General features: G+C 71.0%; 19 protein-coding genes and 1 pseudogene. 14 read left to right on the top strand and 6 right to left on the bottom strand.

The annotated features are described in order from the left end of the window. Positions 1-4 precede the first annotated feature (4 nt). Positions 5-373, bottom strand: coding sequence for a helix-turn-helix transcriptional regulator (locus K8V84_RS00135; protein ID WP_304069086.1), 369 nt, complete (start codon positions 371-373; stop codon positions 5-7). Between the two features lie 132 nt (positions 374-505). Here K8V84_RS00135 and K8V84_RS00130 point away from each other — a divergent pair, with 132 nt between their 5' ends. Further along, the gene (locus K8V84_RS00130) at positions 506-1,618 is read left to right on the top strand and encodes an NADH:flavin oxidoreductase/NADH oxidase (protein WP_304069085.1); all 1,113 of its coding nucleotides are present in this window, start codon (positions 506-508) and stop codon (positions 1,616-1,618) included. 67 nt (positions 1,619-1,685) lie between these two features. Here the strand turns inward: K8V84_RS00130 and K8V84_RS00125 are convergent, their stop codons facing one another. Then, on the bottom strand, positions 1,686-1,949 hold the full coding sequence (locus K8V84_RS00125) for a hypothetical protein (protein WP_304069084.1): 264 nt from the start codon (positions 1,947-1,949) through the stop codon (positions 1,686-1,688). Positions 1,950-2,108: 159 nt separating this feature from the next. Between K8V84_RS00125 and K8V84_RS00120 the strand changes: the two genes are divergently transcribed. After that, positions 2,109-2,390 (top strand): SelT/SelW/SelH family protein, encoded by a 282-nt coding sequence (locus tag K8V84_RS00120; protein WP_304069083.1) that lies wholly within the window; start codon positions 2,109-2,111, stop codon positions 2,388-2,390. 73 nt (positions 2,391-2,463) lie between these two features. Next, a complete protein-coding gene (locus K8V84_RS00115; protein WP_304069082.1) occupies positions 2,464-3,288 on the top strand; it encodes an alpha/beta fold hydrolase in 825 nt (274 codons plus the stop codon). An 8-nt stretch (positions 3,289-3,296) separates the two neighbouring features. Here K8V84_RS00115 and K8V84_RS00110 read toward each other — a convergent pair whose 3' ends face one another. Next, a complete protein-coding gene (locus tag K8V84_RS00110; RefSeq protein WP_304069081.1) occupies positions 3,297-4,514 on the bottom strand; it encodes an MFS transporter in 1,218 nt (405 codons plus the stop codon). A gap of 124 nt (positions 4,515-4,638) precedes the next feature. Here K8V84_RS00110 and K8V84_RS00105 point away from each other — a divergent pair, with 124 nt between their 5' ends. Continuing rightward, positions 4,639-7,113: a PEP/pyruvate-binding domain-containing protein gene (locus tag K8V84_RS00105; protein ID WP_304069080.1), complete on the top strand. Its 2,475-nt coding sequence runs from the start codon at positions 4,639-4,641 to the stop codon at positions 7,111-7,113. A gap of 22 nt (positions 7,114-7,135) precedes the next feature. On the opposite strand, the gene K8V84_RS00100 is transcribed toward K8V84_RS00105, so the two are convergent. Further along, positions 7,136-7,894, bottom strand: coding sequence for an SDR family NAD(P)-dependent oxidoreductase (locus K8V84_RS00100; RefSeq protein ID WP_304069079.1), 759 nt, complete (start codon positions 7,892-7,894; stop codon positions 7,136-7,138). Positions 7,895-8,117: 223 nt separating this feature from the next. Here K8V84_RS00100 and K8V84_RS00095 point away from each other — a divergent pair, with 223 nt between their 5' ends. From K8V84_RS00095 to K8V84_RS00060, 8 genes and pseudogenes are all read left to right on the top strand, one after another. Further along, positions 8,118-8,717 (top strand): helix-turn-helix domain-containing protein, encoded by a 600-nt coding sequence (locus K8V84_RS00095; RefSeq protein WP_304069092.1) that lies wholly within the window; start codon positions 8,118-8,120, stop codon positions 8,715-8,717. Positions 8,718-8,769: 52 nt separating this feature from the next. Beyond that, positions 8,770-9,723 carry an alpha/beta hydrolase gene (locus tag K8V84_RS00090; protein WP_304069078.1) on the top strand — a complete coding sequence of 318 codons (954 nt, stop codon included), beginning with the start codon at positions 8,770-8,772 and terminating at the stop codon, positions 9,721-9,723. A 312-nt stretch (positions 9,724-10,035) separates the two neighbouring features. Next, on the top strand, positions 10,036-13,410 hold the full coding sequence (locus K8V84_RS00085) for a pyruvate carboxylase (RefSeq protein ID WP_304069077.1): 3,375 nt from the start codon (positions 10,036-10,038) through the stop codon (positions 13,408-13,410). A 129-nt stretch (positions 13,411-13,539) separates the two neighbouring features. Next, entirely contained in the window at positions 13,540-14,343 is an 804-nt protein-coding gene (locus K8V84_RS00080) for an SAM-dependent methyltransferase (RefSeq protein ID WP_304069076.1), read from the top strand. Positions 14,344-14,405: 62 nt separating this feature from the next. After that, positions 14,406-15,119 carry a PIG-L deacetylase family protein gene (locus tag K8V84_RS00075; protein WP_304069075.1) on the top strand — a complete coding sequence of 238 codons (714 nt, stop codon included), beginning with the start codon at positions 14,406-14,408 and terminating at the stop codon, positions 15,117-15,119. A gap of 42 nt (positions 15,120-15,161) precedes the next feature. Continuing rightward, a pseudogene (locus K8V84_RS00070) lies at positions 15,162-15,371 on the top strand (NAD-dependent deacetylase); the annotation flags it as partial. A gap of 324 nt (positions 15,372-15,695) precedes the next feature. Then, positions 15,696-16,925 carry an FAD-dependent monooxygenase gene (locus K8V84_RS00065; protein WP_304069074.1) on the top strand — a complete coding sequence of 410 codons (1,230 nt, stop codon included), beginning with the start codon at positions 15,696-15,698 and terminating at the stop codon, positions 16,923-16,925. A gap of 71 nt (positions 16,926-16,996) precedes the next feature. After that, positions 16,997-18,061 carry a LacI family DNA-binding transcriptional regulator gene (locus tag K8V84_RS00060; RefSeq protein WP_304069073.1) on the top strand — a complete coding sequence of 355 codons (1,065 nt, stop codon included), beginning with the start codon at positions 16,997-16,999 and terminating at the stop codon, positions 18,059-18,061. A 34-nt stretch (positions 18,062-18,095) separates the two neighbouring features. Here K8V84_RS00060 and K8V84_RS00055 read toward each other — a convergent pair whose 3' ends face one another. Then, positions 18,096-18,665 carry an alpha-1,6-glucosidase domain-containing protein gene (locus tag K8V84_RS00055; protein ID WP_304069072.1) on the bottom strand — a complete coding sequence of 190 codons (570 nt, stop codon included), beginning with the start codon at positions 18,663-18,665 and terminating at the stop codon, positions 18,096-18,098. A 284-nt stretch (positions 18,666-18,949) separates the two neighbouring features. On the opposite strand from K8V84_RS00055, the gene K8V84_RS00050 reads away from it, so the two are divergent. After that, the gene (locus K8V84_RS00050; protein WP_304069071.1) at positions 18,950-20,065 is read left to right on the top strand and encodes a GTP-binding protein; all 1,116 of its coding nucleotides are present in this window, start codon (positions 18,950-18,952) and stop codon (positions 20,063-20,065) included. 20 nt (positions 20,066-20,085) lie between these two features. Here K8V84_RS00050 and K8V84_RS00045 read toward each other — a convergent pair whose 3' ends face one another. Beyond that, entirely contained in the window at positions 20,086-21,105 is a 1,020-nt protein-coding gene (locus K8V84_RS00045; protein ID WP_304069070.1) for a LacI family DNA-binding transcriptional regulator, read from the bottom strand. Positions 21,106-21,322: 217 nt separating this feature from the next. On the opposite strand from K8V84_RS00045, the gene K8V84_RS00040 reads away from it, so the two are divergent. Further along, on the top strand, positions 21,323-22,037 hold a 715-nt coding region (locus K8V84_RS00040; RefSeq protein WP_304069069.1), incomplete at its 3' end, for an ABC transporter substrate-binding protein.

Genomic DNA, 22,037 nt, shown 5'->3' with positions numbered 1-22,037 from the left:
GGGGTCAGGCGGGGCCGTCGGGGTGTTCCCCCCGGCGGCCCCGCTCGGCGTTCAGCACCGAGGGGAGCAGCCCGGGAAAGCGTTCCTCCAGGTCATCGGTGCGCAGACTGCTCTTACGGGCGGTGCCCGCGTAGTACTGGCGGATGATCCCGGCCTCGCGCAGCACGCGGAAGTGGTGGGTGGAGGTCGACTTGCTCACCGGCAGGTCGAAGGCGACACAGGCCATGTCCTCGTGTCCGTCGGCCAGGGCGCACACGATGCTCAGCCGGACCGGGTCGGCGAGGGCGCCGAGCACGGTCTCCAAGCGAAGCCGTGAGGTCTCCGGGTGCTTCACCCTGCGCCCGGACACGGTGACGGTTGCGGACTCGGACATGCTCAGACCTCCCGTGGTTCCTTCCCTCAAAGTACGAGAGCCCTCATAGTTTGACAATCGTCGTACTACGATGATTATCGTACTTTGGTCGCCGTGGTCGCCACGGCCGAAGTCGATCCGAAGGAATCTTCCGTGAGCTCGTTGTTCACCCCGCTTACCCTGCGTTCGCTCACCATCCCCAACCGTGTGTGGATGGCCCCGATGTGCATGTACTCCGCCGCCGCGGAGGGGCCCGACACCGGCGCGCCCACCGACTTCCACCTCACCCACCTGGCCTCCCGGGCCGCCGGGGGTGCCGGGCTGGTGATGGCCGAGGCCACCGGGGTGCGCCCCGACGGCCGGATCAGCCCTTGGGACCTGGGGTTGTGGAACGACCGGCAGCAGGAGGCGTTCACCCGCGTCACCGCCGCGATCCGTTCGCACGGTGCCGTCCCCGCGATCCAGCTCGCGCACGCCGGGCGCAAGGCCGCCACCGACCGGCCATGGCTGGGCGGTCGCGGGCTGGGCGGGTCCGAGGGCGGTTGGGAGCCGGTGGCGCCCAGCGCGTGGGCGTTCGAGGGTCTGCCGGTGCCGCACGAGCTCACCGTCGCCGAGATCGACGAACTGGTGGCCGACTTCGCCGCCTCCGCCGAACGCGCCCTCGCCGCCGGTTTCCGGGTCGTCGAGGTCCACGGCGCCCACGGGTACCTGCTCAACTCGTTCCTGTCCCCGGCGGGCAACCGGCGCACCGACTCCTACGGCGGCGACCTCGCCGGGCGCATGCGCTTCCCGCTGCGTGTGGTCGAGGCCGTGCGCGCGGTGTGGCCCGAGGAGCTGCCGGTGTTCTTCCGGGTCTCGGCCACCGACTGGATCGAGGAGAACCCCGAGGACGAGCGCACCGGCTGGACCGGGTCCGACACCGTGTTCCTGGCCAAGGAACTGCAGGCCCGCGGGGTCGACCTGCTGGACGTGTCCACCGGCGGTATGGTGCACGACGCGCGGATCCCGGCGGCGCCCGACTACCAGGTGCCCTTCGCCACCCGGGTGCGCGAGGAGACCGGCCTGCCCACGTCCGCGGTCGGGCTCATCACCGAGCCGCGCCGGGCGGAGGAGATCGTCGCCTCCGGCGCCGCCGACGCCACCATGCTCGGCCGTGAGCTGCTGCGTGACCCGTACTGGGCGCACCGCGCCGCAGCCGAACTGGACGCACGCGCGAACTGGCCGGTGCAGTACGGCTACGCGGTCGGTCGCGGGCGGGTCGCGTAGTGACGCCGAACCACCGGTGACGTGGAACGGCCCCGGAACCTTCGAGGTCCGGGGCCGTTCCACGTCGTCACGAACGCGGCGGTCGGTACCGCGGGGACGGGTCCCCGTAGCCGCGCCACTCGTCCTCGGCCGCGGGCGGGGTCGCGAACTCACCGGGGCCGGGGCGCGTACCCGCGTGGAAGGCGGTACCGCCCTCCCCTGTTCCGCGTCCCCGTGAGGCGGAGCGGCCCGAGGCCCTGACCTTGTACAGAACGAACCCCAACACTCCGAACACCACGGCCAGGCCCACCAGCACGACGAACAGGCCCACCAGGAGGGTCAAGACCCCCATACACCTCACCTCTCGAGTCGCGGTCCGTCCCTGCCTACCCCGATACGCCTTTCTGATCCCTCTCGGGCGTAGGCCTCCGTCCACCCTGGGGGCGGCTCGTTCGCCCCGGTCACCGTCGGCCCCGGCCCGACCGGCATACTGGGCACCGTGGCGAACCAGGTGAGAAACCCCAGGCTGGAGATCGAGTACTGCACGCGCTGCCGGTGGCTGCCGCGCGCGACGTGGATGGCACAGGAGCTGCTCACCACGTTCGAGGCCGAACTCGGTGAGGTGGCGCTCGTCCCCGGGACCGGCGGCGTGTTCGAGGTGCGGCTGGACGGCGAACCCGTGTGGTCGCGCCGAAGCGACGCGGCCTTCACCGACGCCGCCGACCTCAAGCGTCTGATCCGCGACCGGATCGCCCCGGAACGTTCCCTGGGCCACTCCGACCACAAGGGCTGACCCACCACCGTTTCCTCGAAGGGCTCTGCGCGAGGATGGGCGCGGCGCAGCGGACCGAGGGAGACGGACGACGGTGAGTGACAGAGGCTTCGCGCTGGGGTCGGCGTGGGTTCACGTGTGGGAACCCGAAGGGCCGGTCAGAGCGCTGGTGCAGCTCCAGCACGGTTTCGGGGAGTACTCCGAACGCTACGTCCACGAGTACAACCGGCTCGTCCCCCACCTGTTGGCGGCGGGCTTCGAGGTGTGGGCCATGGACCTGGAGGGCCACGGAACCGCGCCCGGGCGTCGGGGTTCGGTGGACGTGCCGCGGGCCGTCCACGAGCACGCCACCCTGCGCGCCCGCCTGGTGGAGCGTGGCCTGCCCGTGTTGTTGTTCGGGCACTCCCTCGGTGGTCTGTTGACGGCCGCGAGCGTGCTGTCGGGCTCCGATGGCGTACGGGGCGTGGTGTTGACCGGACCCGCGTTCATGCCGCCCGCCCCACCTGTGGTGCCCGTGGCGGCGGGTCTGGTGGCCTCGGTGGTCCCGCACGCCCCCATCCCCTCGGCCAGGGCACGATCCGGCCGGCGCACCCGGGTTCGGGAACGCCCGATCCCGACCGGCGGGGACCCACTGCTGTACCGCGGCCGGGTGTCGATGCGTGTGGGCGCCGGGGTGCTGCGCACCTCCGAGCGACTCTGGCGGAACATCGACCGCTGGCACACCCCATGCCTGGTCGTGCACGGCACCGCCGACGCCACCACCGATCACCGGCAGAGCGCGCGGTTCGTCGAACGGCTGCCACCGGGCGACTCCGCCCTGCACCTGGTGGAGGGCGGCCCGCACGAGTTGTTGGACCACGACACCGGCGACGAGGTGCTGGACCTGGTGCTGTCGTGGTTGAAGGCGCACGGCCTCTGACCCGCCCCCTATTCTTCCCGCTTCGGCAGCAGCAGGGCCGAGACCGTCATCACCCCCGCGGCGACGAACAGGGAGAGACGTGTGTCCGTCAGGGCCGCCAGAACCCCTCCCACCATGATGAACAGCGGTTGGGAGACCGTGCTCGCGAACGACCACAGAGTGGCCACCCGCGACATGAGGTGGTCGGGTGTCTCCAGTTGCCGATATCCGGCCATCACCGAGTTGGCCGCCGCGGCGAAGAACAGGACCAGTCCGAACCCGATCCCGGCCATGAGCAGCCCCACCGGCCCGGGGACCGCCAGAGGGATGAGGAAGTACCAGGGGCCTCGCAGCAGCGAGGCCCCGCGCAGGGTTCGCAGTACGCCCAGGCGGGTGACCAGACCCGGAACCGAACGCGCGCCCAGGAGCCCCGCCAGCGACGGCACACCCATCAGCAGCCCGTATTCGAAGGCGCTGAAACCCAGGTCGCGCATGTAGAAGACGGCCAGCAGGGGCGAGGCCATGGCACTGGCTCCGGCGAACAGGACCCAGCTGCCCAACATGGGCCGCAGCGCCGGATGGGCCCATACGAAGGTGAGCCCGGCGAAGAGCTCCGCGCGGCGGGAGGCCTTCTCGTCGGGGACCGGTGGCGGAGGTTCGGGGGCGCGGATGCCACGGATGGCCAGGGCCGCCGCCACGAAACCGACACTGTTGACGGCCAGGGCCCCGGCCGCGGTCACCGCGGCCACCAGCGCGCCCGCCACCGAGGGGCCCACGGCCACGCTCAACCAGCGGGTCGACTCCAGGCGACTGTTGGCGTCGATGAGGCCGGCGGAGGTGACCAGGGCTTTCAGGTGTGATTGGGAGGCGGCGGTGAAGGCGACCGCGAACACCGCGTTGAGCACCGCCACCGCGCACAGGTGGGTGAAGGTCAAGGCTCCGGCCAGTGCGGCCACCGGAACCGTGGCCAAGGAGACCGCGCGGATCAGGTCGCAGCCGATCATGACGGGGCGTTTTCCCAGGTGTTCGACCTTTCGGCCGATCGGAAGGGCCAGTAGGGCGGTGGCCAGTGCGGACAGGCCGGCGAGCAGCGACACCTGCCACTCGGACACCTGCAGGACCATGACGGCGATGAAGGGGAGGGCGACCATACCGATCGCCGACCCGAACTGACTGGAGATCGATCCGGCCCACAGCAGCCGGAAGTCGCGGTGGCCTTTGACGCTTTCGACGTGGGGGGAGGGCATCCAGGCGATCCTACTACCCCCAGGGGGTATACGCGAGGGTTTTCCACAGGCCGCGAGCGTCCTGGGTCGGCGGGTTCGCCGCCGGGAAGACTCCTCACGAGGGTGCGGCGTGAGAGGAGCGACCATGGGGGAACGGGACGCGGCCGTGATCGGCCTCGACCAGGCACGGCGGGACAAGGCCGCCCTGGTGGGCGGCAAGGCCGCCGGCCTCGGGGAGATGATCGCCGCCGGTGAACGGGTTCCACCGGGGTTCTGCGTGACCACCACCGCCCTGTCCTCGGCCGACGTACCCGCCCGGGAGATCACCGAGGCCTACGAGCGCCTGGGCGGCGGCCCCGTTGCGGTGCGTTCCAGCGCCACGGCCGAAGACCTGCCCGAAGCGAGTTTCGCCGGGCAGCAGGACACCTACCTGAACGTCGACGGCGCCGACGCGGTCGTGGACGCGGTCCGCCGCTGCCGGGACTCACTGGACAACGCGCGCGCCGTCGCCTACCGGGAGGCGAACGAGGTCGACCGATCCGAGGCGCGCATCGCGGTGGTGGTGCAGTCGATGGTGGACGCCGCCACCGCCGGGGTCATGTTCACCGCCGACCCGCTCACCGGTTCGCGTTCGCGCATCGTGGTGGACGCCGTACCCGGGCTCGGGACGGGTGTCGTGGACGGTACGGCCGAACCCGACCACCACGTCCTCGACGGGGATCGGATCGTCGAGGATCCGGGCGGGTGCCTGTCCCAGGAGCAGGTGCGTGCGCTGGCGGCGGCGGGGCGACGGCTGCAGCGGCTCTTCCGCTCGCCCCAGGACGTGGAGTGGGCCCACGACCGCGACGGCGGGCTGTGGCTGTTGCAGTCCCGGCCCGTCACCACTCTCTTCCCCCTGCCGCCGCAGGACGTGCCCGACCCACCGCGGCTGTACATGGAGATCGGGAACATGCAGGGCATGCTGCGTCCCTTCACCCCCCTGGGGATCTCCCTGCTCGAAAGGGTGTGGACCCGCTGGTGGCGGACGTTCGGGGGTCCCGACGAGACCCTGGGGCCGACGCCGTTCATGGTCGACATCGGTCGGCGGCTCTACGCCGACATCACCTCCCCGCTGCGCAGCCCACTCATGCGTTCGGGGTTGGCGCGGAGCATGGAGGTGTACGGTCCCCGGGTACGCGCGGCGGTGGAGCACCTGTACGACGACCCCCGGTTCGCGCCACGTCCCGGGGCGTCGTTCCCCATGGGCGCCGTACTCGCGATGATCGCCGCCCTGCTGCCCCCGATCGTGGCCGGGTCGGTCCGCGCCCTGATCGACCCGCCCGCCGCCCGGGACCGGGCGTACTCGGCGGTGGACCGGTGGCGTTCCCTGCGCGGACCGGGGGCCGAGGCCGGCGCCGCCGAACGGGTGGAGTGGGTCCTGGAGGACGCCTTCGACACGATGCTCGGCCCGGACCTGGTGAAGGTGGTCGGGCCGGTGGGGGCGGGGCTGCTGACCACCATGGCCCCGGCCGCCCTGCTGCGCGGGGTCGCGTCGAGGGAGGAGACCGACACCGTCCTCGGTGGAGCACCGCACAACGTCACCATGCGGATGAACCTTGAGCTGTGGCGGATCGCCGAACGGGCCCGCGCGCACGACGAGCTGTTCACCGCCACCCCACCGGGGGAACTGGCCGAACGGTACCTGCGCGGGGAGCTTCCGGACGTGGGGATGGCGGAGTTCCTGGACCGTTACGGGCACCGCACGGCGGCCGAGGTGGACATCGGGGTGCCACGTTGGCGGGAGGACCCCACCCAGGTGTTCGGTGTCATCGCCGAGCACCTGCGTTCACCGGGTGGGGAACAGGCCCCGGACCGGCGCCACGCCCGGGCCGCGACCGCCGCGGAGTCCATGTTGGAGGAACTGGAGCGTCGGGCCGTGCGGGCCCGCCCGGTACGCGGGCTGCTCGCGGCGTTCCTGATGCGGCGCTCACGCGAGTTGGCCGGTATGCGCGAGTACGCCAAGTTCGCGTGGTTGGTGCCGTTCGCCGAGATGCGGCGTCAGCTGTCGATGGCCGGTGAGGACCTGGCCTCGCGCGGGCTGTTGGACCGGGCCGACGACCTCTTCTTCCTGGAAGCGGACGAACTCCGGTCGGCCGCGCGCGAGGGCGTCGACCAGCGGGAGACGGTGGCCGAACGACGCCGGTTCCACCGACGCGAGCTGCGCAGACGCTCGGTTCCGGCGACCCTCCTGACCGACGGGACCGACGTGACCACGACCCTGCCTCGCCCTCCCATGGTGGAGGGCGGGTTCCCGGGTGTGCCCGCCGCCCCGGGAGTGGTCGAGGGGCGGGCCCGGGTCGTGGTGGATCCGGCGGGCGCCCGTGTGGAGCCCGGAGAGATCCTGGTCGCGCCCACCACCGACCCGGGCTGGACCCCGCTCTTCATGACCGCGGCCGGCCTGGTCAGCGACACGGGTTCGGCGATCGCCCACGGTCCGACGGTGGCCCGCGAGTACGGGATCCCGGCGGTGGTCTGCGTCCCGGACGCCACCACCGTCATCCGCACCGGCGACCTGCTGCGAATCGACGGCGTGGAGGGCACCGTCACCGTCCTGGAGCACGCCCCCGAGGCCGACGGGTAGACCGGAGGAGGCCCGGGTCAGGTCAGACCGCGGACCAGCCGCCGTCGACCGGCAGGATCACGCCGTTGACGTTGCTCGCCGCGTCGGAGGCCAGGAAGACGATGGCGGAGGCGAGCTGTTCGGCCTGGGCGATCGCGCCCATGTTGCCCATGTAGCGCCCCAGCACGGCCGGGCCCATGGCCTCGGGGTCGGCCTGGACGCTGATCCCGGTGGCGACGCCGCCCGGGGCCACCGCGTTGACCCGGATGCCCTGGTCCCGGTACATGATCGCGGTGGACTTGACCAGACCCACGACCGCGTGCTTGGACGCGGTGTAGGCGGTGCCCGAGGCACCGCCGCGCAGCGAGGCCTCGGAGGCGGTGAAGACGATGGAACCCTTCTTCCGCTCGGTCATGTGCGGCAGGACCGCGCGGGTGAGCCGGAAGGGCGCGGTGACGTTGACCCGCATGACCCGCTCCCAGACCTCGTCGCCGACGTCGGCGGTGGCGGACATGTCGTCCATGATGCCCGCGTTGTTGACCAGTACGTCGATCCCGCCGAGGCGGTCCAGGGCGGTGGTCACGACCTCCTCCACCACCTTCGGGTCGCCGAGGTCGCCGACGACGCTCTCCGCGGTCCCACCGGCGGCTCGGACCTTCTCGACGGTCTCGCGGGTTCCGTCGGCGTTGAGGTCGGCCACCAGGACCCGCGCGCCGGCCTCGGCCAGCTGCAGCGCGGTGGCGCGGCCGATACCGGAGCCGCCTCCGGTGACGATGGCGTTCGTTCCGTCCAGACCCGTCATGGGGGTGCACCTCTTTCGTGTGGGCGACCCGGCCCGGGCGGGGTACCGGTGTCGGCGACCTGCAATATTGTCACTCTACGACTTTTTGTCAGGAAGCGACAAATATACTTCGAGTGCCATCCATCTCGATAAGGTGGACACCCGCGGAAACCGCACCGAGGAGGGATCCTTGCCGCGCACCGAGACGCCCTCCCCTGAGAGCACCGGTCGGGGACGACCGCCCATGAGCGACCGGCGCAAACACGTCATGCGCACCCAGATCGCCCGCGCGGCCGTGGAGCTGTTCACCGCCAAGGGCGTCTCCGCGACCACCGGCGACGACATCGCGCACGAGCTCGGCATCTCCACCCGCACCCTGTGGCGCTACTTCCCGAGCAAGGAGAGCTGTGTGCGCCCGCTGCTCACCGGCGGCCTCGACCTCATGACGGAGCGGCTGCGCACCTGGCCCCCGGAGCTGTCCCTGACCGACCACCTGGAACGATCCGGTGCCCTGGCAAAGGACACCGAGGCACCACCTACGGCGTCGATGATCGACCTCATCCGCATGACCCGTACCGAACCCGGCCTCAGGGCGGTGTGGCTGGACGTGCACCACTCCGCCGAGGAGGTCTTCGCCCAGGTCATGGCCGCCCGTGCCGGTCTGACCCCCGACACGCTCTCCGTCCGGGTCGGCGCCGCCACGATCAACGTGGCGCTGCGGGTGGCCGCGGAACGGTTCGCCGATCGTGAGGACCGTGACGAGGACGGCGACCAGGACATGGCGGACCTGATCCACGCGGCCCTGGAGGTGGTCGAAGACGGACTGGGACCGATCACCCGCTGACCACCGACACGGTGCCAGTCCCGTCCGACCGGCCCCACATCCGAGGAACCCGATGTCCCCCTTCCATCCCGACCTGACCCACGCACGCTTCCTTCCGTCCCTGCCGATCGGTACACGCACGGCGCGCATGGCCCGGCGGGCCAGCGAACGCATGCGACCGCCCCGCGCTCCCGACGACATCCTGATCGAGGAGCACACCCTTCCCGGGCCGGAGGGGGCGCCGCCGGTCTCCGTGCGCCTCTACCGACCCCGCTCCCTGGAGGGCCCGGCCCCCGCACTGCTGTGGTCCCACGGCGGCGGGTACCTGTTCGGCAGCCCCGTCCAGGACGAGAACCGCAGTATCGGATTCGCGCTCGACCTCGGGATCACCGTGGTCGCTCCGCGCTACCGGAAGGCCCCCCAGAACACGCAGCCCGCCCCGGTCGAGGACGTCTACGCCGCCCTGTCCTGGATGGTGGAGAACGCCGAACGGTCGGGCGTGGACCCCGCCCGGATCGCGATCGGCGGGGCCAGCGCGGGCGGCGGCATCACCGCCGCCCTGGCCCTGCTGTGCCGTGACCGGGGCGGCCCGACCAGGCCCGTGTTCCAACTGCTCGTGTACCCGATGCTGGACGACCGCACCACCCTGCGCTCGGACCTGGACCCGCTCCCGACCCGCATGTGGTCGGTGACCGACAACCGGTTCGCCTGGCGGGCCTATCTGAACCGGTTCCCGGGCGGCGCGGGTGTCTCCCCCTACGCCGCGCCGGCCCGGAGCGAGGACCTGTCCGGGCTGCCCCCGGCCTGGATCGGGGTGGGCACGTTGGACCTCTTCCACGACGAGGACGTGGCCTACGCCGAACGACTGCGCGAGGCCGGGGTGCCCTGCTCACTCACGGTGGTATCGGGCGCCTTCCACGGCTTCGACGCGCTCTTCTCCCGAACGGAGGTGGTGCGCGAGTTCCGCCGAACCCAGACCGAGGCACTGCGCTCGGCCTTCGAACCGGGCGCTCCCACGTCGCCCTGACCCCCGTGACGGACGCCCCCGCGACCCGCTGCGCACCGACGAACCCCATTCTTCGGCCACGCGTTCGAATGTGGGGCACCCCACGCTTGACCTCGAAAAAATCCGAACTCTTCGCATAAGCGAAAACCATCCCCTGAATTCCTCGAAAAAGGCGCCGAGCAAAGAGACCCCAGGTGAAAACGGGGCAGGTCCGAATCGTTAGGGTTCCGGTGGTCTCGGTGAGTGCTCGTGTCCCACGGCGCGAACGCCCGCCGGGCCACCGGCGACGAGGCCGGACAGGGCAGCGCCGCACGAGTTCAGGAGGCATCGGGCATGTTCCGAAAGATACTGGTCGCCAACCGCGGGGAGATCGCGATCCGCGCGATGCGCGCCGGACACGAGGTCGGAGCCAGGACCGTGGCGGTCTTCCCCCACGAGGACCGCCACTCCCTGCACCGGCTCAAGGCCGATGAGGCCTACCAGATCGGGGAGCAGGGCCACCCGGTACGCGCCTACCTGTCGATCGAGGAGATCGTACGGGCGGCCGTGGAGGCCGGCGCCGACGCCGTCTACCCCGGTTACGGGTTCCTGTCGGAGAACCCCGACCTGGCCCGGGCCTGCGCGGACGCGGGCGTCACCTTCGTCGGACCACCCGCCGAGGTCCTGGACCTGACCGGCAACAAGGCCAGCGCGATCGCGGCGGCCAAGCGGGCGGGCATCCCCGTCCTGGACTCCTCCGAGCCCTCCACCGACCTGGACACCCTGATCGCGGCCTCCCGTGAGATCGGATTCCCGCTGTTCGTCAAGGCCGTGGCCGGCGGCGGTGGCCGTGGCATGCGCCGGGTCGACACCTCCGACGCCCTGGCCGGGGCGGCGGAGGCCGCCATGCGCGAGGCCGAGACCGCCTTCGGAGACCCCACGGTGTTCCTGGAGCGGGCCGTGGTGGACCCCCGCCACATCGAGGTGCAGATCCTCGCCGACGGCCAGGGTGGCGTCATCCACCTGTACGAACGTGACTGCTCGGTGCAGCGTCGCCACCAGAAGGTGGTGGAGATGGCCCCGGCGCCGAACCTGTCGCCGGAGCTGCGCGAGCGGATCTGTGACGACGCGGTACGCCTGGCGAAGGAGATCGGCTACCGCAACGCGGGCACCGTCGAGTTCCTGCTCGGCAAGGACGGCCGGCACGTGTTCATCGAGATGAACCCGCGCATCCAGGTCGAGCACACGGTGACCGAGGAGGTCACCGACGTCGACCTCGTGCAGTCCCAGATCCGCATCGCCGCCGGGGAGAGCCTCGCCGACCTGGGTCTGAACCAGGACGACATCGTCGTGCACGGCGCCGCCCTGCAGTGCCGCATCACCACCGAGGACCCCGCCAACGGGTTCCGCCCCGACACCGGGACCATCAGCGCCTACCGCTCCCCCGGCGGTTCGGGCATCCGCCTGGACGGTGGCACCGCGGCGGCCGGTTCGGAGGTCAGCGCCTACTTCGACTCGTTGCTGGTCAAGCTCACCTGCCGCGGTCGTGACTTCGAGACCGCGGTGAGCCGCGCCCGTCGCGCGGTCGCCGAGTTCCGGATCCGCGGCATCTCCACCAACATCCCGTTCCTGCAGGCGGTGCTGGAGGACGAGGACTTCCGCGCGGGCCGCGCCACCACCTCGTTCATCGAGGAGCGCCCGCAGCTGCTCACCGCACGCCCCTCCGCGGACCGCGGCACCCGCCTGCTGTCCTACCTGGCGGACGTGACGGTGAACAAGCCGCACGGCGAGCGCCCGCAGCTGCTCGACCCCACCGCGAAGCTGGTCGAGACGCCCCAGGAGGCGCCGCCGGCCGGTTCCAAGCAGCGCCTGGACGAACTGGGCCCGGAGGGCTTCGCCCGATGGCTGCGCGAGTCGCCCCACCTGGGCGTCACCGACACCACCTTCCGCGACGCCCACCAGTCGCTGTTGGCCACCCGGGTGCGCACCAACGACCTGTTGGCCGTCGCGCCCACCGTCGCCCACACGCTGCCCGAGCTGTTGTCCCTGGAGGCCTGGGGCGGCGCCACCTACGACGTGGCCCTGCGCTTCCTCGCCGAGGACCCTTGGGACCGGCTGGCGGCGCTGCGCGAGGCGGTGCCCAACATCTGCCTGCAGATGCTGCTGCGCGGACGCAACACGGTCGGCTACACCCCCTACCCCACCGAGGTCACCGACGCGTTCGTGCGTGAGGCGGCCAAGACCGGGGTGGACGTGTTCCGCATCTTCGACGCCCTCAACGACGTCGACCAGATGCGCCCGGCCATCGACGCGGTCAGGGAGACCGGCACCGGGGTGGCGGAGGTGGCGCTGTGCTACACCGCCGACCTGTCCGACCCGAACGAGAAGCTCTACACCCTCGACTACTACCTCAAGCTCGCCGAGCGGATCGTGGACGCCGGCGCGCACGTGCTCGCGATCAAGGACATGGCCGGTCTGCTGCGCGCCCCGGCCGCCAAGCGCCTGGTCACCGCGTTGCGCAACGAATTCGACCTGCCCGTCCACGTGCACACGCACGACACCGCCGGTGGCCAACTGGCCACCTACCTGGCCGCGGTGCAGGCGGGCGCCGACGCCGTCGACGGCGCGGTCGCCTCGATGTCGGGCACCACGTCGCAGCCGTCGCTGTCGGCGATCGTGGCGGCCTTCGACCACTCCGAGACCCCGACCGGGCTTTCGCTGGACGCCGTGAACGAGCTGGAGCCGTACTGGGAGTCGGTGCGCAAGGTCTACGCGCCCTTCGAGGCGGGCCTGGCCTCCCCGACCGGCCGCGTGTACCACCACGAGATCCCCGGCGGTCAGCTGTCCAACCTGCGCACCCAGGCGATCGCGTTGGGGTTGGGCGACCGGTTCGAGGACATCGAGGCGATGTACGCCGCCGCCGACCGCATGCTGGGCCGGCTGGTGAAGGTCACCCCCTCCTCCAAGGTGGTCGGCGACCTGGCCCTGCACCTGGTGGGCGCGGGCGTGGCCCCGGAGGACTTCGAGAAGGACCCGGACCGGTTCGACGTTCCCGACTCGGTGGTGGGCTTCCTGCGCGGCGAGCTCGGGGTTCCCCCGGGCGAGTGGCCCGAGCCGTTCCGCACCAAGGCTCTGCGCGGTCGCGGCGAGCCGCGCGAGGCCGTGGAGCTGAGCTCGGTGGACCGCGCCGGTCTGGCCGAGGACCCGCGTCCCACGCTGAACCGGCTGCTGTTCGCCGGGCCCACCAAGGAGTTCGAGTCCCACCGCGCGTCCTACGGCGACACGAGCGTGCTGAACAGCATGGACTTCTTCTACGGGCTGCGCGAGGGCGAGGAGCACGTGGTCGACCTGGAGCCGGGCGTGCGACTGCTCATCGGGCTGCAGGCGGTGAGCGAGCCGGACGAGCGCGGGATGCGCACCGTGATGACCACGCTCAACGACCAGCTACGTCCACTGCACGTGCGGGACCGCGCCCTGGCCTCCAACGCCCCCGAGGCGGAGAAGGCCGACCGGGACGACCCGTCCCAGGTGGCGGCGCCGTTCGCGGGTGTGGTCACCCCGGTGGTGGCCAAGGGCGACAAGGTGGAGGCCGGTGACACCGTCGCCACCATCGAGGCGATGAAGATGGAGGCCTCGATCACCGCCTCGCAGGCCGGCGTGGTCGAGCGCGTCGCGGTCGAAGGTGTCCAGCGCGTGGAGGGCGGCGACCTGATCGTCCGTCTGGGCTGATCCCGGACGCCGAACCCCCGCACCGCAGGAGGCCCTGTGGCGCGGGGGTTCTCGGCGTTTCGGGGTACCCGGACGGGCCCTCTTGGGACAGACTGGTCGCGCCTCGTCCCCGCACCGGATCGGATCCCCATGAGCGACAGCCCGGACGTCCCCGACGGCGTCGACATCACCGTTCCGCACTCCCCTCGGGTGTGGAACTACTGGCTCGGCGGCAAGGACAACTACCCCGTCGACCGCGCCTTCGGCGACCAGATCGTTTCGCTCTATCCGCAGGTCGCCGTCGACGCCCGCGCCGGCCGGGCCTTCCTGGTGCGTGCCACCACCCATCTGACCGAACGAGAAGGGGTACGCGGGTTCCTGGACCTGGGCACGGGGTTGCCGACCCACCGGAACACCCACGAGATCGCCCAGGCCGTCGCCCCCGCGTCCCGCGTGGTGTACGTGGACAACGACCCCATGGTGATCGCCCACGCCCGCGCCCTGTTGTCCGGGTCGGACGAGGGGGCCACCGCGTTCCTCGACGCCGACCTGCGCGTGCCGTCCGAGGTCCTGGCCCGGGCCGGCGAGGTGCTCGACCTCGATCGACCGGTGGCGCTGTCGATCATCGGCGTCCTGGGACACGTACCCACGATGGAGGAGGCCGCCGACCTCGTTCGCGCCTACATGACCGGCCTGCCGTCGGGCAGCTTCCTGGTGGTGGGCGACAACGTCATGCCCGACGACCCGGTGGCCGTCGAGGCCTTGGAACGGTGGAACGAAGGGGCGGCGTCGTCCTACCGCGGCCACACCCTGGCCGAGTTCGCCTCCTTCTTCGACGGGCTGGAACTCCTGGAGCCCGGCGTGGTCCCCTCCACCCGGTGGCGCCCCGAGACCTTGAGGTCCGGATCGGCCCCACGCACCGACATGTACGCGGGTGTGGCCCGCAAGCCCTGACTCCGTAGCATGGGGGGATCGCCGAGAACGCGGGTCCCTCCCGCGACGAGAAGGAGCCCTCTGTGTCCGACGCCCCCGAACGCGCCCTGGTCGTGATGGCGCACCCCGACGACGCCGACTTCTCCTGCGCCGGCACCGTCGCCCTGTGGACCGCGGCCGGGACCGAGGTGGTCTACCTGATGGTCACCGACGGCGAGGCCGGCGGCGACGAACTCACCCTGGACGGCGCCGAGATCGGGGCGATGCGTCGAGGCGAGCAGCGCAAGGCCGCCGCCGAGGTGGGGGTGAAGGACGTGCGGTTCCTCGGCCACCCGGACGGGCGTGTGGTCGCCTCACTGGAGCTGCGCCGCGACATCGCCCGGATCATCCGCCAGGTGCGGCCCCAACGCGTGGTCATCCCCGCCCCCGAACGCGACTGGAACAGCATCTCCGCCAGCCACCCCGACCACATGGCCACCGGCGAGGCCGCGATCAACGCGGTGTTCCCCGACGCGCGCAACCCGCACGCGCACCGCGAACTCCTCCATGTGGAGGGACTGGCCCCCTGGACCGTGCCGGAGGTGTGGGTGGTCGGTGGCCCGAGCCCCCACCACTACTCCGACATCACCTCGGTCTTCGAACGGAAGCTGGCGGCTCTGGCCGCGCACGAGAGCCAGATCTCCGACATCGACGAACTCGCGCCGTTCCTGCGCACCTGGATGGGCGAGAACGCCGTCAAGGGCGGACTGCCCGAGGGTTCCCTGGCCGAGGTGTTCCGGATCGTACAGACCGCCTGAAGGCCACGCCGGGGGCTGGACAGGGGGACGTATCCTCGGGGCGTGACCGACACGATCCACGCTCACACCGCCGCGAAGGCCGCCGACCGGATCCGCGAGGCCCTCGGTTCGGGCCCGGTCACCGTGCCGACCGGGGCCGGGATCTCCACCGACTCCGGCATCCCCGACCACCGGGGGCCCGACTCGACCCCGCGCAGGCCCATGACCTACCAGGTGTTCGTGGGGGACGCCGCCTTTCGCCGCCACTACTGGGGTTCGTCAAGCGCGCCGTGGCCATGGGAAGGCCGGTGGTGATCCTCAATCGAGGTGCGACCCGCTGCGACGACATGGCCACGTTGACCCTCGACCACGGATGCTCCCCGGTACTGCGTTCCCTCGCCGACACCCACCGCGTCTGACTTCGCACCGTCCGAGGGGTACGGTGACCAGTCGAGGCCCTCCGCTCATCCCGTCTTCACGCGTGTTGAGCGTGTGCGGTGCGCACCCACGGGGGATGCTCGGGGTGGATCCCCGCCTTTATCGGCTTTTCTCGGACCGGGTGGACGATCCCGGCCGACTTTGCACACGGAGGATCGCGTGCCGTTCTGTAACAGGAACATCCTCGTCTCGGGAAGCGGTGTGGCCGGTTCGGCACTCGCTCTCTGGCTGGCCCGTAAGGGCTTCACTCCCACCATCGTCGATTCGGCCCCGGGCCCCCGCGCCGAAGGCGACCACGTCGAGGTATCCCGACGCGGCATGGAACTCCTGGACCGTATGGGTCTGGGAGAAAGGGTCCGCGCCCTGGGGGCGAACCACACCCAGATCCGCAACCACCTCAGCGGACGTACCGCCCCCATCCTTCTTCCCTTCGACCCCGGATCCGTGATGATCCGCCACGCCCACCTGGTCCAGGTACTGCGGGAGGAGACCGACCGCCTCCCCGACGTCCGTGTCGAGCGGATGGACGGCGACACCGTCACCGGTCTGACCCAGGACGAGACCGGGGTGGACGTCACCTTCGCCCGGGCCAAGACACGACGATTCGACCTGGTGGTGGGCGCCGACGGCCTGTACTCCCCGGTGCGACGACTGGCCTTCGATGGGCCCGACGAGAACCACCTGCGCCGGTTGGAGGCCAACGTGGCCACCTTCGAGACGCCCAACGTGCTGGGCACCAGGGACTCCCTGTCCTGGCACACCTGGCCGCACCGGGGCTGTGTGGCCGCCACCCTGCCCGACAACGAACGCCTGTACGTGGTGTTGATGATGCGCGACCGCTTCCCGGTGCGCCCGGGGAGCCTGGACCAGGGCTCCCTGCACCGCATGGTGGAGGAGTACTTCGGCGCGGACGGGTGGTGCATGCCGCGACTGTTGGAGGCCATGCGCGAGACCGAGGTGACGGTGGACCCGTCGACGCAGGTGCGCATGAACGTGTGGTCCTCGGGCCGTGTCGTCCTGGTCGGGGACGCCGCCTACTGTCCGGACCAGCTGAGCGGGCAGGGCCCCGGAACCGCCCTGCTCGGTGCCCTGGCCCTGGCCGGCGAGCTCGCCTACGCCGAGGGCGACCACGGTCGGGCGTACTTCTCCTACGAGGCGGCGGTGCGGCCCACGGTCCGTGAGGCCCAGGCCGTGGCGCCACAGTCGGTGGAGACCGGCGCCCCGGAGGTCGAACCGTACGAGATGTGGATGCGCGAACGCGCCGAGGCGGCCCTGTCCCGTGGCGCCAGGCTCATGAACAAGTTGGGTTTCCAGCCCGCCAAGGACCCGGTGGGGGAGGAGTTCGCCCTGGAGCGCTACGTCGGCATGTTCAAGGAGCGGGCCGCCTGATCCCCGTCCCTGCCGGAGTGTTACTAACATGAGTCAGCGATCGGTCTGACGGAACCGGACAGGGGAACACCATGGCGGCACCCGGTAGGGGCACGGGAGGAAGGCGCCCGACGTCCCAGGACGTCGCGACGGCCGCGGGGGTCTCCAGGTCGGCGGTGTCGTTCGCGTTCAACGACCCCGACCGGATCTCCGCGGCCACCCGGGAACGCATCCTCGCCGTCGCCGAGGAGATCGGGTACGCCCCCAACACCCTGGCCCGCATGCTCAAGGCCGGGCAGACCCGTTCCTTGGGCGTCCTCCTCCCCCAGAGCCTGGCCAAGATCATGGAGAACCCCTACTACTCCCGCTTCCTCATGGGTGTGGGCCAGGTCTGCGACCGCGAGGGCTTCACCCTGCTCCTGACCCCGCCGGTCGGCGACTCCATGCTCAAGGCGATCCCCTACGCGGGCGCCGACGGGTTCATCGTGTGCGGACTGGAGAACGACCGCGGCGAGGTGGCCGAGCTCCGCCGCCGCGGCGTGCCGTTCGTCCTGGTCGACAGCGATCCCCCCGAAGGCGTGCCCAGCGTGGACGTGGACGACGACGGCGGGGCGCGAGAGGTGGTCCGCCATCTCCTCCAGCGGGGGCACCGACGCCTGATGGTGCTCTCGATCGACCCCGGACCCGAGGTCGCCGAGCACGGTTATCGGGGGCCGCTGGCCCGGCGAATGGTCGGCATCACCCGCAGCCTCGAAGAGGCCGGGCTGGGCTGGGACGACGTGCGCCTGACGGAGGTGCCGTGCACCCGCATGGACGGTTACAACGCCGTCCGTTCGCTGTTCCACGGCGCCTCACCGGACCTGCGGCCCACCGCGGTCGTGGCCCTGTCCGACGTGCTGGCCATCGGTGCCGTCGACGCCCTGCGCGACCTGGGCCTGTCGATCCCCGAGGAGGTGTCGGTGACCGGCTACGACGACCTCCCGGAGACCTCGTGGATGCGGCCGCGACTGACCACCGTCCGTCAGCCCATCACCGCCAAGGGCCGCACGGCCGCGGACTACCTGATCTCCGCGATACGCGGCGAGGACCAGCACCCGCACCAGGTCCTGGGCACCGGTCTGATCGTGCGCGACTCGACCGGCCCCGCCCCGGAGTAGTCCGGGGCGGGGCTCGGCGCTCTCTGCGGGAGCGTCAGGCCACGAACACCGCCACCGTGCGCGCCGGGACGGTGAACGCCCCGGCCCGGGGGTCGAAGCCCGACTCGCGGACGACCTCGTCGGCGCCCTCGGCCTGCACCGGGTGCAGTGCGTACCCCTGGCCGACGGTCTCGTCGACGACCTGCGTGGTCTGCTCCGGGGTGGCGTTGAAGACCACCACCAGCCCCTCCAGTTCGGGGTCGACGTCCTCGCCCACGGTGTCGTCGACACGCATGGTGATCACGCCGGGCGTCTGGTCGGGCCCCTCACCGTGGAAACCCAGTTTCTGCCGGACCGCCCCGGTCTCACCCAGGTGGAACAGCGGGGTGCTCTTCCGGATTGCCAGCAATTCCCTGGAGCGCACGGCGGAGGCGACGATGTGGTCGGTCTCCGGCCTGAGGCCCTCGTCGGCCAGCAGCGGCGCGGCGAGTTCCCACTGATGCCCGTTGTCCTCCTCCGGGGGAAGTCCGCGGCCGAAGCCGTTGTCGGTCATCGACGGATCGTAGCGGTTGAACCAGTCCCCCGAGTCGTAGCTGTTGTTGTCCAGCGACTTGCTGCGCAGCATCTCCGACCCGCCGTGCCAGAACGTGACGCCCTGCCCGAACTAGGCCGGCCCCAGCGCCAGGGGGATCACCGCCAGGGCGGCGACCGTTCTGGAAGCCGGCCGACGGGGCGCGCGTCTCGGTGGTGTCGGCGTCATGCGGGACCTTCCACTCGGGGGAGTAACACAATTGCTAACAGCAGTTAATAGTGCGTTGCCCAGGACCGGTCAAGGGGTCGGGTTCTCCGGAGGGTCGCGCATGCTTTACGATAATGGTTATCGTTTTCATACTTGGGAGGTTCAGCCCCATGCCCGACGTCTCCTCTCCCCTGCGCGTGGTCGTCGTCTCCGGCCTCCACCGCGCCGCGCGCCGCCGCACGGTCGACGACCTCATCACCGCGGTACCGGGATCACTGGCCGTCCACCACGACCTCGACGGCATCGCGGAGGGCACCGTGTACCGCGTGCTACGCGACCGTTGGGGATCGGTGGGTCGCGACCGCGTCGAACTCGATCACCCGTGCGCCTCCTGCACACTGCGCCGGGACCTCGTCCCCACGTTGGAGGAACTGGCCGAGCGCGGCGAGCACACGATGGTCGTCGTGGAGACCTGGGACGGGGTCGAGCCCCGCGGGGTCTGCGAGGCCCTGGCCGACCACTCGAGACTGCTCCTGGCGGCCGTGGTGACCGCGGTGGACTCCGACCGTCTGCTCCCCGACCTGTCCGGCCACGACGACCTGGACGACCGCTCCCTGGGCATCACCGTGGAGGACCGGCGCGCCGTCGCCGAGGTCCTGTCCCACCAGGTCGAGTACCCCACCGTGCTGGTGCTGCACGGCGCCCACCACCGAGACGAGGCCCGCGCGCTGCTCGAACACCTGAATCCGGCCGCCGTGGTGGTACCTCCCGGCGGGGGTCTGGTCGCCCTCACCGAGGGGCGCTTCGACCCGGCCTGCGCGCACAACCGGCTCAACCCCGCCTGGGCGCAGTACACGAGTCGGTCCGACGACCGGGTCCGCACCGTGGTGTGGACCCGCAAGCGTCCCCTGCACCCGACCCGCCTGCGCGAGGCGATGGAGCGGATCGTCTCCTTCGGGCTTCGCGCCCGTGGACGGGTGTGGTTGGCCGGCCGTACCGACACCCTCCTGGTGTGGAACGCCTACAACGACGCCCTGCTGCTGGAGAGCGGCGGCCCCTGGCTGCACGCCCTGCCCGAGGCCGCACTGGACCTGGTGGGCGAGACCCGCCGCGCCTCGGCCCTCCTGGACTGGGACCCGGTGGTGGGCGATCGCCGCCAACACCTGGCGTTCACCGGGGTGGACCTGGACGCCGAACGCCTGGTGGAACTGCTCGACTCCTGCCTGATCACCGAGGAGGAGACGGGTCGGGCACCGGCCGAGGATCCCTTCGCCGACGCACTCTGACCCCAAGCGCTCCGGCCCGCTCAGGCCTCCTTGGGCGGCGCGGTGCTGTGGCGTTCCACCAGGCGGGTGGCGAGCTCCACCCGGGTGGTCTCGGGAACGTCGCCGCCGACCAGGTCGATGAGCATGCGGGTGGCCATCTGCGCCATGTCCCGCAGCGGCTGCCGGACCGTGGTCAGCGGCGGGATCGCCCAGCGCGCCTCGGGGAGATCGTCGAAACCCACCACGGAGACGTCGTCGGGCACCTTCAGCCCTCGTTCGTGCAGGGCCTCGTAGGCGCCCCGGGCCATCTGGTCGGAGCCGGCGAAGATCGCGGTGGGCGGCTCGGGCAGCTCGAACAGCGCCTCGGTGAGCTCCTTGCCGGTACCGGCCATGAAGTCGCCGTGGGTGACGTAGCCGTCCAGGACGGGCAGGCCCGCGTTGCGCATGGCGCTGCGGTAGCCGTCCACGCGCCCCCGGCTGCACATCACGTGCGCGGGCCCCGCGATGGTGGCGATCCGCCGGTGGCCCTGTGCGATGAGGTGCTCGGTGGCGGTGAGCCCGCCGTCCCAGTTGGCGGCGCCCACGGCCGGGACCCCGCGCGCGGGGTCCCCTATCGGGTCGACGATCACCACGGGGATGCCCAGGGCGTCCAGCTGTGCCTGCTGCTGGGTGGAGAGTTCGGAGAGCACCAGGACCACGCCGTCGGAGTGGCGGGCCTGGATGTTGTCCAGCCACTTGCGGCCGGGACGGCTGCGCTTGCGGTCGTGCACCGCCGAGACGACGATGCCGAAACCGGCGTCGTGGGTGACCTCCTCGACGCCGGTGAGGATCTCCATCGCCCAGGGGCTGCCCAGATCGAGGAAGACCAGGTCGATGAGGCCGACCGTCCTCCTGCCCCGGTGCCTGCGCGGCTGGTATCGGTGCTGTTCGAGCAGCCGTTCCACCTGACGTCGGGTGTCGGCCGCGACGTCTATGTGCCCGTTGATCACCTTGGAGACGGTGGAGACGGAGACCCCCGCCTCCCCCGCGATCTCGGCCAGGGTGGGTCGTCTCTTCGCCATACGCCTCCTCAACGTCGGGGATCGAGGTCCCGTGGTCCGCTCAGCGGATTGTAGCCCGAAACATTTCGCCACCCCACACCGTAACCTCCTCGAAACCCATGCTCCCCTTGACGTCTCCTGGTGGACGACTTAGCGTCAAGCATCCCGAAAGCTATCGGAAACATTTCGGAAGCTTTCGGCCGCCCCCCATGTTCGACCAGAGAACGGTGTCCACGCCATGAGTCGCACCCACCGGATAAGCGTGATCGGAAGTACCGCCCTGGCCCTCACCCTGGTGGCCACGGCCTGTGGATCCTCCGGACCCGGAATGTCGGAGGACGCCCTCCAGGTCTGGGCGCTGGAGGAGGCGGCCGTCAACGACGTCCTCCAGGCCGGTATGGATTCCTACAACGAGGGCGCCGAGATCGAGTCCGAGCTCGTCACCTTCGTCAACGACGCCTACAAGCAGCGCCTCCAGGTCGCCCTCGGATCCCCCAACGCCCCCGACGTCTTCTTCAACTGGGGCGGCGGCAACCTCGGCGAGTACGTCGACCAGGGCCAGGTGTTCAACATGACCACCGCCCTGGACGAGAACCCCGAGTTCCGGGACTCGTTCCTGCCCAGCGTCCTGGACGTCGCCCGGATCGAGGACGGCTACTACGGGGTGCCGATGCTCGGCATGCAGCCGGTGGTGCTCTTCACCAACGACGCCGTCCTCGAAGAGTCCGGGCTGGAGGCCCCGCGAACCTACGACGAACTGTTGGAGGCCATCGAGGTCCTCAAGGAGGACGAGGTCACCCCGATCGTCCTGCCGGGTGCCCAGGGCTGGACCCAGCTGATGTGGCTGTCCTACCTGGTGGAGCGGATCGGCGGCCCCGACGTCTTCCAGGCCGTGGTCGACGGCGAGGAGGGCGCCTGGGAGCACCCCGCCATGATCGAGGCCATGGAGAAGT

It is taken from the genome of Nocardiopsis listeri (assembly GCF_020741345.1).
Classification (GTDB): domain Bacteria; phylum Actinomycetota; class Actinomycetes; order Streptosporangiales; family Streptosporangiaceae; genus Nocardiopsis; species Nocardiopsis listeri_A.
The sequence above is the reverse complement of the archived record's forward strand: the minus strand, read 5'-3'. Positions and strand labels throughout refer to the sequence as shown.